This window comes from Pseudogracilibacillus auburnensis (genome assembly GCF_003201975.1).
GTDB lineage: Bacteria > Bacillota > Bacilli > Bacillales > Amphibacillaceae > Pseudogracilibacillus > Pseudogracilibacillus auburnensis.
The window spans coordinates 362,426-375,249 of record NZ_QJJQ01000001.1 but is presented as its reverse complement, the minus strand read 5'-3'; the positions used below and the strand labels follow the sequence as shown (position 1 = coordinate 375,249).

Here is a 12,824-nt window from a genome sequence, read left to right as displayed (position 1 = left end):
TAGTTCAGTTTCACTGTTTTCTATTCTTATATTTTTAGAATGTTATTTTAAAGGCTTATCTTCTTTACTAACATATAACGCCCAAACTATAAATATTGGCTGAAAAAAGATACGTACCCATGACATGGTCTGATTACTAAGTGTTCCTGTTATTTCTATCATATTAAGTGCTTTATAAATATTTGCAGGAAGAACTGCAATGAAGTAAATCGCTATAAGAATACCGCTTAATTTTCTAGTTGCTGGATAAATTAGCCCGATTGCAAGAAATATTTCTATGATACCTGTGATAAAAACAATAAACTCGGGAAATGGTATAAACTCAGGAAGCATTAATATCAATTCATTTTGTTTATAAAAATGACTTAGCCCAAAGAATATAAGAAATATCGCCATGGCATAAGTCGCTAAGATACGATAAGATTTATCCTTAAAGATAAGACCTGTTCGCGATAAAAAGATTAAAGTAAGGAAACTTCCAAATAATATGATCAATGTAATCATCTTTTTCCCTCCGAATTTTTATTTAATACTATTCTGCAATGTCTCTTCCATAAAGCGAATAAAATCATCTGTTTGAAATATTTGGAAAAAACGCACCATTCGTAATCCTAGTGATATTAAGATAAGCGACTCTCCCATTTTTCCACATCAATATTTTCAAATATAACACCATGGTCTTTCCCTGCTTTAATCTACTGCCAAGAATGTTTGGCACCGCTCTCATTACCTTTGCCCTTACTGAACTAGGCTTTAATGCATCGACCTTAGGTTTGGTTCTGTCTGCTGCAGGTATTGGCGAGTAAATGATGGAGAAATTGATGAACAGGATTAGCAAAAACATAACTAATACTATATTCCTCACCGTCTGAAACCATTACGAACAACCTCTATCCGTAAATAAGCCATATAAATTCTGCCCAGCATTTCTAATGCCTCTTTTTTCAGTTCATGGTATCTTGTTCTTCCAATAAACAATTGAGGATAAATGACCTCATCACAGTATCTGGAACCATCATTACGTTTACTCATGTACTTTAATTCAATTAATCTTTGTTCAGCTGGATCAAGTAATTCCACTGCATAAAATAATGTGTCTAACCATTCACTTGCTAAAGCAGATTTTAGTGCAAAATGCTCTGTTTTACTATGATTTAAAATTTGATAAAACCAAGTACTGTCACAGATACGACAACAAGCCTATTGCAAGTGGCTGCAAAACATCTATAAACCCATTCATGTCACTACTGTCATATAAACCACCACCCATGACAATGGATTCCTTATATTAAACTTATAATTAGAATGTAAAATTCTTTAGTATCTCATAGGTTTCTTTTGTGCTACAAACTCGCCCATATGGCATAAAGAATGTAAAGCTTTCTTCTACAATCGCGTTCCGTTAATAGAAGATTACTTGTCTAGACAAATTTCTTTCAAAAAACTTTCAACAACTTCGCGAAATGTAGAAGATGCCTCCAAATGCAAATCGTGTCCAGCCTCAGAAATACAGATATAGCGCCCATCTGTAATGTTTTTAGCCATACTCCTTAAAAGGTCTTGGGAAATAAAGCTTTTTTCTCCTCCAACAACTAATGTTGGGCAACTGATTTTTCTCCAATCCTCCCAGTAATTTTGGGAAACAACATCTTTCATTGAATGGATCATGTCTTCATTATTAAATGCTGGCCAATATCCATCTGTTCGTTTCTCCATCGACTCTGCGAACGTTCGACCATATAAGGTGTCTCCACCGAAAAATCTTTTAGCTTCATCAAAATTCAGAAAAGGCACTGGCCAACTTTCTAACCAATTTCTAATATTATCTTGTACTTTAGGATCCGGATCAGGGGTCGCTTCTACAACAATAAGAGCCTTTACAAGATCTGGGCGTTTCGCAGCAACAAGAAATGCGTTAAGCCCACCCATTGATTGACCAATCAGAACGATTGGAGCATCACAATATTGTTCAATTACCTTAATAGTATCTTGGACATAAGCTTCACGCGAAAAATCAGGAATTTTTGATTGGCTTTGTCCATGGCCACGTTGGTCAAGCGCAATTACATGACCGTATTTAGTAAGCCATTCCGCGGTGCTTTTCCATTCACTCCCACGACCCGCTAATCCATGCAGTAATAAAAAATCTATAGCTTCATTACCTCCGAAGTCTAAAACGTTTAAATTATTTCCTGCTAATTCAATTTGAAAATTATTAATCACAATCACCCACTTCATTCTTCAAATTTTGTTCAACATAATGCCACTTCGTATTATATGGTTAGCCAGTTATTTCTGGTGGATTCTTCGGAATTTAGTGTACCCATGAACATGGCTATGAGGTTTAGATCAGACTTACCTATAATTGCTTCACCTCTTGCAACACTGCCATATACATAGATACTGTGAAGACGACCTGGAAACATCAATTTTAGTTACTTGATGGAATCATTTATGCACGGGAGATAAACAGAATGAACTTTGTCTAGATTAACGTTACTAATGATGTATCCATCTCAAGTCCATATCCAGGTTGTAAACTAACCACTTCGTCACCCTCCTCCTCTCAGATCATATTAAAACCTTGTCGTTTTTTCTCTTTGCCTGATTTTATTTAATGGAACAAAAGTAAAAAATCCTCCGCCCCTCTAAAAACAGTATATGAACGAGGTAGGCTCATTTTCACTTCCTCCGTTAATTCACGTCCTTTATTTTAGTAAAAGAATTATTGAAGTTTCAGCTTAATATCTTCATGTGTTACTTTAAAACCTAGCCGTTCATAAAACCTTAATGCATTTAGTCTACATTTATCATTTGTTAGTTGTACTAAAAGACACTTCTCCTTTTTTGGATATGCACCAAATTATCTTTACGCACGGTTCTTCACAAACTATATCTGATCTAACTGCTATTTTACCTTTCTTGATATAATGAGAGAAATCCAAATAAGATTAAAACAAATAAACATTACAATTTTTAGTTTAGTATTAAATCTTTTTACACGTGATGCATTCGAATATCGAATTTAATTTTATTATTGTTTGACCTAACAAACCTCCAAATAATCCGATTTGCACTTTACATTTTCTTAAATGTTAAATAGGTAATTCTACTATATTCTGAATACCCGAAATAAATCTCATAAAATACAGCTAACAAGTTATTGTTTTAGAAAACTTGAAAGCACCGACAACAACACTTTGGGGTTTGGCATGTGATCTTGTTCCGCGAGCATAATATACTCTGTGTTTGGAATTGCGCCATTCAACTGGTTCGCGACCTGGTGAATGGGAGCAGGGCTCTTTTCTCCAACAATAATTTTGGTTGGAGTTGTAAGATGAGAAACCCTTTTAGTGGGTGGCAAATCGTTGGCAAGAATAGTGTCATAGGCAAGTGTTGGTGCGAGTGCTACCATAGTCGCCCATTGGGATGATTGTCGAAATGCGGTAATAACCTCCTGAGGAATGTCAATACCACTTAAAAAAGAGACTATCGCTTCTTCATCCTTACCGCTATCAAGTAGCTCATATAATCCTTGACTTAGTTCTTTAAATTCATTTTGGTTTGCTTCATCATTTGCATAGGGTGCATCATACATGACCAGCTTATTTACTTTGTCTCCCAGATACATTGCAGCTTCAAGACCAAGTATAGCACCCGAAGAATGGCCATAAATATTTACTGCTCCCCCAGTTTCATCGATTATGGCTTCAATGTCTTCCAGTTCACGTTCAATTTTGTATGGTAGCACGTTACCACTATCACCACGCCCACGACGATCATAATTGTAGACGGTAAATTGCTCCGAAAATACTTTTGCATCATGTAAAACTGGTTCAAACGAGCGAAAACAGGTGGCCCCAGTTATAAATAAAAGGGGAGGTCCATTGCCGAAAACATCATAGACTAATGTTGTGCCATCTTTTGATTGGATTGTTTTCACGATTTTCCCTTCTTCGCTTTCTTTTAGTCATAATTGATTCTCCTCCGATTTCTATTGAATCAAGTTTATATGACCTTAACTTATCTGTCTAACTTAGTGTAACCTGTCCAACACTTGTAATTCAGTATAAATGATAGAATAAGCTCAAAAACATATCCTTCTATTATAAGGTTATTTGATTCAAGCATTTAGGGAGATAAAAAAAGAATTTAAAGAAGGTAATTTTTTTGAACGGAAAATATTTTAGCTCCGTCAAATAAAAGGACAGAGTTTTTGTTTTTATATCTATTATTGTTTATTCCTTATCTTCTGTATCTGGTACTGTATCTGCCAACTTACGAAATGCTTCATTTAACGTAACCATTCGTTTTTCCACTTTTTTGATAGCTGCATCCAATGTAAAACCCTCATCCATCATTTCTTGAATAAGAAGCATCTTTTTCACATTTAAATAATCATATCTTCTCGTAGAACCCTCTGCACCAGACTCAGATTGAATGGCTCCTTTTTCTTCCCAATAACGAATTTTACGCGTTGGGATGCCAGTGATTTCGGATACTTCACCGATTCCAACTACTAATTTTTTCAATAAATCAAAGTCCAACAAGGCATTCAACTTCTGTGTATCTTCGCTCATTTTTTATTCTCCTAACTTCACTTAAAATATTGTTTTATATTCAGGCAAGCACTACATATCGTTGACGAAAACAGCAGCCTTTTTCACTTGTAAGCTGTAACACTATGCAAATCTTTTTTCTTTGTGGTGAGTAAATGTAGTCTCAAACAGTGAGCCCAGAATAAAAACGCCCACTATTTAAAGTTGTATTTTATACAAATTCATTCTTGTAACCATTTTACAATAAAGGTCGCTAATCTACAAATTATCTCTTGACTTATAATTGTAACCAAACTACAATTGATATAACCTTATTACAAACTAGGTAAATAAATTTCATAAAGGAGATTAGTTATGAATTTTAGTAATGAAAATATTAATTCACAGCCGAAATATTCCTTATTAACTGCTGTTTTGTTTTGGTGTGGGTTAGTAGTCGTAGCAAGTAATTATTTGACCATTCCATTAATGTCGATATTTAGTGAGTATTTTCACACTAGCATGACAAATGTGGCATGGACAGGAAGTGCTTTCTCTCTGTGCTATGCAATCGGAAGCTTATTTACTGGCCCTCTTTCTGACCGTTATGGTAGAAAACAAGTCATTTTAATTGGTTTGTTATTGCTGACAGTGGTGACTTTTATACTGCCTATTTCAAACTCTTTGCCTTGGGTCATTGTCTGGCGTTCTTTTCAAGGATTTGCCGCAGCAACCTTTGCACCAGTTGCTATTGCTTATGTAGTGGATAAATTTCCCTCTACAAAAAGAGTGACAGCCATTGGGTTTATCAGCTCTAGTTTTTTAATCTCTGCCATCGTTGGTCAAATATTCAGCAGTTATATTAGTCAACAATTTAATTGGCAAAGTGTTTTTTATTACTTTGGCGGGATTTATTTCATAACCGCTATATTGGTTCTTACTCTACTCCCAAAAATATCCACTAGCCAAACAAAGAGTAACCTGAAGTTCATGTTCAGTCAGTTTTACCGTTTATTAACCGATAAAAGCTTGATCCAGGTATATAGCATCGCTATTACCTTACTACTCACTTTCGTAGCTTTTTATACTATTCTCGGTGAGTATTTGACAGAGGAATTTGCTATGAGTTCGGACGGGATTCTTTATGTTCGTATAATTGGAATTATTGGAATGCTATTTGCTCCATTTGCAGGAAAGTTGTCCAATCAATTTGGGTTAATGAACATTTTACGGGGGGCACTTATTATTGCGGTGCTAGGTTCTTTATTCATTGGAATCAGTTCTAATTTAGTATTCTTAGTTTTAATGAGTGTCGTCTTTGTGGCTGGAATTGCATTGACTGTTCCAACACTTATCTCTTTAGTAGGTCAGCTTGGTGGAAAAAATCATGGAGCAGCCGTTTCTCTTTATACTTTTATTTTATTTATCGGTACGAGTCTTGGTCCGATAATCGCTGTATTTTTATTAAAAGTCGTAAATTACGGGATGGCTTTTCTATGCCTAGCTATGTTGCTTGGTATTAGCCTGATTATCTCGTTTTATATTAAAAATGTTCAATCATAAAAATTCTATTTGAGGAGTGGAACTTTAATGACAAACGTACTTATTTTAGGGGCAACTGGACGTACAGGTGCTTCTGTCTTACAACAATTATCAGAATATAAGCATATCCAAGTTTTTGCAGCATTACGCGAGGAAAGTGATATTTCAAGACTGCCAAAAACGAAATACCCTATTCAGACAAGACTTGTGGATATAAATAATATCTCTAGTTTGCATCGTGCCACAGAGATGGCTGATGTTATTGTGAATGCCATTCGAATGCGTGGAGAGATTCCTGAAACAACTTTGGTTGACCTTGACAAACGTATTCAAAAAACTGTTTCTGGAAGAGAAAACCTACTAACGATTACGGTGGGAGGAGCTGGAAGTCTAAAAATGCATAATGGCAAGCGATTTTGGCAAGACGTTGCTTTTCCAGAACGCACATTACCTAGAGGAAAAGCACATACCCGATTACGTGATTATTTGGAAACATTACCTGCCTCAGAATCATGGGCTTATTTAATTCCACCACCAGCCTATATTCCTGATGGATTACGTGTTGGAGGTTATAAACGTTGGAGAGCCTTAAATGATGAAATTGAGTTTTTGAAGAAAAGTATTAGTTATGAAGATTTTGCCACTGCGGTATGTGATGCAGTGTTAGAAAGATGGAATGGTGTCCACCTGATTGGGAATGACAAATAAATTTTCATCAATGAATCTTAATCGATTCATTGATGTTCCTGACCCATCTCTTATTTTGTTGACAGCTAGACAAGAAAGGAAATAAATTTGTAGAAATGAAGAAACAATTATTCCTTCATTTTGTTAGATTTCTTAATGCCGTTTGTTAAAAATTCCATTAATATTAACTCTCTTTCTGTTTCGAATGCGAAATTTGTAATTGGATATTTTTACCTTGCGTGAGTACTGGGTCAATTAATTGATTAATCTTCGAGATCAAATCATTGATATCTTCAAATCCTGTAGCCTTTTCAATGCTTTTCAACGCCCACTGTATAGAGAGTAATTCATCTAAAGTTAGATACTTTTTATCCAGTTTGAACCCATCCATTAATTCATAACCACCTTCTTGCCCAGGAAGCGATACAATGGGAACTCCTGCACGATTAAGAGAATCGATATCTCTATATATCGTTCTCTCCGATACCTCAAAGTACCTCGACAATTCAACAGCCTTTATTCTTTTTCTATGAATCAGTAATACAATGATTCCCAATAACCGATCAAATTTCAAAGGTAATCCTCCTATATATCATTTTTTAGATATTGTGCGGTTAGGGAGTTACTCTCTGATACAAATTCATGTGGTGTGCCTGTGAACATGATTTCCCCTCCTTTCTTTCCGCCACCAGGTCCAAGATCAATAATCCAGTCTGCTTGTTTCATTATATCAAGATTGTGTTCGATCACAATGATGGTGCTACCGTTATCAACTAAACGGTTTAGAATGGATAATAAATGGCTAACATCAGACATATGAAGTCCAGTTGTCGGCTCATCCAGAACATAAATGTTACTAGATTGGTTCAACTCGCCAGCTAATTTAATTCTTTGACATTCTCCACCTAATAATGTGTTCAACGGCTGACCTAATGTCATATAGTCTAATCCTACATCTGATATTGATTTCCCATCTAACTTATACTGAAGGACTTCATCTTTGAACCGTTTCCCATTACATGTTTCACAAGTCGTTCTAATACTTTCAAGAAATGCAAGATCCGTATTAATAAATCCATTCCCTTGGCATTCTGAACAAGCACCTTTTGAGTTAAAACTAAAAAGTGATTTACTTACTTTGTTAGCAAAGGCAAAGGAATCTCGAATTGCATCCATAATACCCGTATAAGTCGCTGGGAGAGACCGAATCGAGGTACTCACTGACTCTTGGTCGATAACAATGGCATCTAGATGCTGTTTTAAAAACTCATCAAAAATCAATGTGCTTTTCCCCGAACCAGCTACGCCAGTAATTACAGTAAGGGCACCACATGGAATATGAGCAGTAATGTTCTTGAGGTTATGTTTCGACGCTCCGAAAATGGAAAGGTATCCGTTACATATACGGGTTTCCTTTTTTAATGGTTGTTTAGACCTCATATATCTTCCAGTCAGTGTATCAGCTTCGTATAATCCATTGAGATTTCCTTCATAGACAACTTCACCGCCATTTGTACCTGCACCTGGTCCAACTTCGACAATATGATCTGCAATTTTAATTACATCCTTATCATGTTCAACCACTATAACAGTGTTTCCTTTGTCTCGGAGATTTTGTAGCATCCGATTGAGTCTGTGTACATCATGAGGATGCAATCCAATACTTGGTTCATCAAAAATATACATCATATCTGTTAAACTGCTGTTAAGATGTCGTATCATCTTTACACGTTGTGATTCTCCCCCAGACAAGGTAGATGTTTCACGACTCAGCGTAAGATAATCGATTCCCATGTCTACGAGAGATTTCAACCGACTTGTCATATTTAAAATGATTGGCTCTACAATTGGATCTTTGATCATTTCTATTAATTTTATCAATTCACTTGCTTCCATCCCTGCAAATTGGGCAATGTTGTAACCATTAATTTTACAATTTAATACTTCTTGACTTAACCGAGATCCGTTGCATACAGAACAATCTTTTAATGTTATAAAACGCTTAATTTTATTCGATAATTGATTGCTTTCTTGTCTTAAGTAAATACGCTTGAACCTATCTATCACCCCTTCAAAATACTTGACAGGTTCATTTTTCAAGGGCAATATGATTTTCTTGTCCTTACCATGTAATAACGATTGCCACTCTGTATCTGTGTAATTTTTTAACTTTTTATCTGGATCGAATATGCCTGAGACTAAATGTTTCTGCCAATACCAAGTTCCCACAGCGAAAGTGGAAAATAAAATGGCTCCTTCATTAAGAGATTTCGTTTTATCAAATAACTTCCCAATATTCGGTTCTATATTTCGTCCGATTCCCTGACACTCCGGACACATCCCTTTTGGATTGTTAAAAGAAAAAACATCAGATTCGCCAATAAAGGGCTTTCCTATACGAGAAAATAGTAATCGTAATAATGAATAAATATCTGTGATCGTACCAAGCGTTGAACGTACATTTCCTCCTAGGCGTTTTTGATCAATCACCACAGCGGGGGAAAGATTCTCAATGGATAATGCGTCTGGTTGACTGTATGTTGGTAATCGGTTTTGTATATACGTCGTAAAAGTCTGATTCAACTGACGTTGTGCTTCTTTACTTATTGTGTCAAATACGATTGATGATTTGCCAGATCCTGAAACACCTGTAAATACAGTGATTTTCCTTTTATGTATATTTAGAGTTACATTTTTTAAGTTATTTTCCTTTAAGCCAAAAAGTCTAATAAATTGATTCTCAACCATAATTAACCACTCCCGTAAAGTTAGCATTATATAATATACATCTCATTATACATAAGTACCCTGACAACATAGTGTCAGGAATGTAAAAACATATAAAATTCTTAGGTATAAACATGGTTCAATACTGTAGATTGAAGCTAACTTCTTAAAGTGCAGAGAGGTTTAATATTTGGATTTCTTCCCAATTGCTTAATATATCTCTTTTGTATTATCTTTTTCCATTAACCAGCTAGTTTGTTAATTAACATTAATGTTTATATTGTAAACTTAGTCAACCTAGCTGTACATATGTTCCTTATTTTGTATTAAATTCATTAATAATCAAATCTCTCATAATAACTTCATTTCTTTGGTGTTGGATTATTTCCCAAACCTGAAACCAAACAAGGTAATTGTGCATAACAATAAATTACAAACCTTTGATATCATCGATGAGTTTGGGCAACCCATTATTGAAATAATGTTCATCGTCATCGAGTATGTGTGTATAGGCCTTGGGAAGCTTTCGTTTGTAGTATTCTAGGTGCTTCGACGGCACGACTTCATCATGACGGCTGTGATAAAGAAATATATGCGATATCTGAGGAAGTTTCGTGGCAAAATCCTTCGATAAGGTATACGCATTAGCCTGCCAATCATCGTCCTTTCCCCAGTATGGTGCTGCAATCATAAACAACCCGGAAATGGTGCAATTAGTCGTTTTCTCGGAAAGATATTTCAACAATACTGAGGCTCCCAAAGAATGGCCGATAAGAAACACCTTACCACCTAATGCAGCAAATTCTTTTTCAAGTTGAACTTTCCAAAGTTTGTACTCAGGATTTTCAGGATTAGGCATCTTGGGATATAACAAGTTGTATTCATCACCAAGTAAGTCTTTTAAATATGCTAATAGGTTACTGCTCCCTTTGTGAAAATCCTGGGTTCCTGCACTATGAATGAACAACACTTGCTTCTTCACATTATTTACTCCCTTCTACTAGCTAAGGTCATATAAAAACCCACCTTAAAGTTACTTTTGCTCCCGCAACGCTTTAATGGAATTCTAAAAAATATACCTTTGAAAAACACGAAAACCTATTTTATTGCCCGCTTCATACCTTTTATTACACCTTGATGTAATCCTTCATGCCAGATGGTGAATATGAATAAATCCCCTATTATCTTCAACTTTTTATCCTTAAATTCAAACACATTGGCTGCTGGTTCTCCTAATCTTCCATAAAATGTTTGTCTCATTCTTTCCTGTTGTTCTAATAACAATTCGCGTATTTCATTCAAAGTAAGTGGTGAGGTGGACCAATCTTCTGGACTTGTCCCAGGTTCGAAAGCTTCTCTTATTTTCTTAGTAATATCTCCGGGTTGATTCATCCCAAAATAATACATGACGCCCTCCTGCGCGACGAGAATATGCCCTAAGTTCCAACGTAAAGAATTGCGATGTCCATAAGGAATCACATCAGCTTGTTCTTCAGAAGCAATGGAATCAAGCAGTTCGATCGATGATTCCCTACAAAAATCATATTGTTCAAAAATTCCTTCTTCTTTCATTATTGTTACACTCCCTCTTTTTGTGGTTCCTTTTAAGATTATCATAGGTGGTTGTTAAGGAATTCTTCTCGATTGCTCTAAAGCCAATCTTTTTCATTCAATAACCAACTTATAAAAAGTCAACCTTTTACGCTAAAAAACTCTTAAAATACGATTTAATAATTTAAGGATAACAAACTCCAATAGCCTTCATTTTCGGAAGGCTAAAAGCATACTCTTGCTGCTAACTATTTTTAAGTTTTTACTATGTTTGCAACTAATTTTTACATCTTAGCTTGTTTTTTAGGGATTACCTTATATCGGATATGTGTTACATTGGACGCATGTATCACTTCAATAATTTCAAGTGGAGTAAACGCTTTAAAAAATCGCTTCCCCTTCCCTAAAATAACAGGAACAATATGCAAAAATAATTCATCTACAAGTCCCGCATCTAAACATTGCTCTGACACATGCGCTCCTGCTACCCCTATCTCCTTATCACCTGCAACTTCCTTTGCTTTTGCAACAGCTGAGGTCACACCATCTGATACAAATGTAAATGGCGTTGTCCCTTGTGGCACGAATTCAGGGTGGTTATGTGTCACAACAAATACCGGAACACCTTTATTAGGATGACTGCCGCCCCATCCATTGACAATATCATATGTTCCACGCCCAACGATCATAGCTCCCGCATTTTTTTGTGATGCATCCAATACTTCTCGATTTATTTCCGACAACTTGAAAAATTCATTCACATGGCTGACTTGATCCCCTGAAAACAACCAATCATGTAAAACTGCTGCATTTTCCCCTAAAGGTTGTTCAGGACCATCATTTTCTCCAGTAACGAATCCATCCAATGAAATAGACATATCAATCACAACTTTTCCCATATAAAAAACTCCTTTTTTACAATTTGTTTATTCTTCTTCATCCTATCACGATGAACTTCTTAATGTTTCTTATCAATTGCTATGTTCACGAACCCGATTTAAAAAACGGTTCATCAACGAAGGAAGGGAAACCAATATGGGTGGATCGTCTAATTTCGGCGGATAAAGTGTAATATCTTGGTGTGGAACTATAGAATTGGATTGAACAACAATCGGGGCTTTCGAACGAGTACGTAATGTTGTATGCGGAAGAAGAATATCCATAGATGGCATCTCCCAGGAAACTGAAGTGGCCATTAAATAATAAGTGCCTGGACGAACATTCATAAAACTAAAATTCCCTGTTGAAGAAAGCAATGTACCATACAAGGGAAATTCTTCAGGAATTGGTTTGGAGAATAAGCCAATCAAAATAAAACCATTAAAAGGGTGTGCCGTTTGAATGGTCCCTTCAACTGTTGCATATTGGTAAAAAGGAAATGAATTTTCTTGCCAATTGCTCAGCTTTTGCAATGAATGTATATAGTGGTCCACTTGCATATACGATTTCCGAAATTGAGACGGAGTGATACCAACTTTTTCAGTAAAGCGGGTGGTAAAAGTCCCCAGACTCTGTTGTCCAATTTCCAATCCGATATCACGAACAGTTAAATCAGTATTCAATAACAAGTCTTTGGCCTTTTGCAGTCGCATAGAGGATACATAATAAAGTGGTGAGAGGCCTGTTCTTGCTTTAAAAATTCGTGTAAAATGATAGGGACTATAGGAAACATGATTGGCCAGTTGTGACAGAGATAACGGTTCACAAATATTCCTTTGAATATATAAAATCGCTTCTTCTATTTCTGGATATGTATTAGCCATGAATATACTCCCTTCT

Annotated in this window: 12 protein-coding genes and 1 pseudogene; 2 read left to right on the top strand and 11 right to left on the bottom strand. The window is 35.8% G+C overall.

Features of this window, described 5'->3' with window-relative positions:
* Positions 1 to 42 precede the first annotated feature (42 nt).
* From DFR56_RS01680 to DFR56_RS01660, 4 genes are all read right to left on the bottom strand, one after another.
* Entirely contained in the window at positions 43 to 504 is a 462-nt protein-coding gene (locus tag DFR56_RS01680; RefSeq protein WP_110393687.1) for a DoxX family protein, read from the bottom strand.
* Positions 505 to 1,413: 909 nt separating this feature from the next.
* Complete coding sequence (locus DFR56_RS01675; RefSeq protein WP_211320588.1) at positions 1,414 to 2,223, bottom strand: alpha/beta fold hydrolase; 810 nt, start codon at positions 2,221 to 2,223, stop codon at positions 1,414 to 1,416.
* A gap of 937 nt (positions 2,224 to 3,160) precedes the next feature.
* Positions 3,161 to 3,943, bottom strand: coding sequence for an alpha/beta fold hydrolase (locus DFR56_RS01665; protein WP_110393685.1), 783 nt, complete (start codon positions 3,941 to 3,943; stop codon positions 3,161 to 3,163).
* A gap of 295 nt (positions 3,944 to 4,238) precedes the next feature.
* On the bottom strand, positions 4,239 to 4,580 hold the full coding sequence (locus DFR56_RS01660; protein ID WP_110393684.1) for a MerR family transcriptional regulator: 342 nt from the start codon (positions 4,578 to 4,580) through the stop codon (positions 4,239 to 4,241).
* Between the two features lie 333 nt (positions 4,581 to 4,913).
* Between DFR56_RS01660 and DFR56_RS01655 the strand changes: the two genes are divergently transcribed.
* Entirely contained in the window at positions 4,914 to 6,101 is a 1,188-nt protein-coding gene (locus tag DFR56_RS01655) for an MFS transporter (protein WP_110393683.1), read from the top strand.
* Between the two features lie 27 nt (positions 6,102 to 6,128).
* Positions 6,129 to 6,788 carry an NAD(P)-dependent oxidoreductase gene (locus DFR56_RS01650; RefSeq protein WP_110393682.1) on the top strand — a complete coding sequence of 220 codons (660 nt, stop codon included), beginning with the start codon at positions 6,129 to 6,131 and terminating at the stop codon, positions 6,786 to 6,788.
* Positions 6,789 to 6,951: 163 nt separating this feature from the next.
* On the opposite strand, the gene DFR56_RS01645 is transcribed toward DFR56_RS01650, so the two are convergent.
* The 7 genes and pseudogenes from DFR56_RS01645 to DFR56_RS01620 form a co-directional block, all read right to left on the bottom strand.
* Entirely contained in the window at positions 6,952 to 7,341 is a 390-nt protein-coding gene (locus DFR56_RS01645; protein WP_244916395.1) for a helix-turn-helix transcriptional regulator, read from the bottom strand.
* A gap of 11 nt (positions 7,342 to 7,352) precedes the next feature.
* Positions 7,353 to 9,515 (bottom strand): ATP-binding cassette domain-containing protein, encoded by a 2,163-nt coding sequence (locus DFR56_RS01640; protein ID WP_110393681.1) that lies wholly within the window; start codon positions 9,513 to 9,515, stop codon positions 7,353 to 7,355.
* Between the two features lie 254 nt (positions 9,516 to 9,769).
* Positions 9,770 to 9,915: pseudogene (locus DFR56_RS23355) on the bottom strand (IS1595 family transposase); the annotation flags it as partial.
* A 9-nt stretch (positions 9,916 to 9,924) separates the two neighbouring features.
* The gene (locus DFR56_RS01635; RefSeq protein WP_110393680.1) at positions 9,925 to 10,476 is read right to left on the bottom strand and encodes an alpha/beta hydrolase; all 552 of its coding nucleotides are present in this window, start codon (positions 10,474 to 10,476) and stop codon (positions 9,925 to 9,927) included.
* A gap of 116 nt (positions 10,477 to 10,592) precedes the next feature.
* Positions 10,593 to 11,066: a DinB family protein gene (locus DFR56_RS01630; RefSeq protein WP_158525458.1), complete on the bottom strand. Its 474-nt coding sequence runs from the start codon at positions 11,064 to 11,066 to the stop codon at positions 10,593 to 10,595.
* Positions 11,067 to 11,329: 263 nt separating this feature from the next.
* Positions 11,330 to 11,944, bottom strand: coding sequence for a dihydrofolate reductase family protein (locus DFR56_RS01625; RefSeq protein WP_110393678.1), 615 nt, complete (start codon positions 11,942 to 11,944; stop codon positions 11,330 to 11,332).
* A 72-nt stretch (positions 11,945 to 12,016) separates the two neighbouring features.
* Entirely contained in the window at positions 12,017 to 12,808 is a 792-nt protein-coding gene (locus tag DFR56_RS01620; RefSeq protein WP_110393677.1) for a helix-turn-helix domain-containing protein, read from the bottom strand.
* Positions 12,809 to 12,824: the final 16 nt, after the last annotated feature.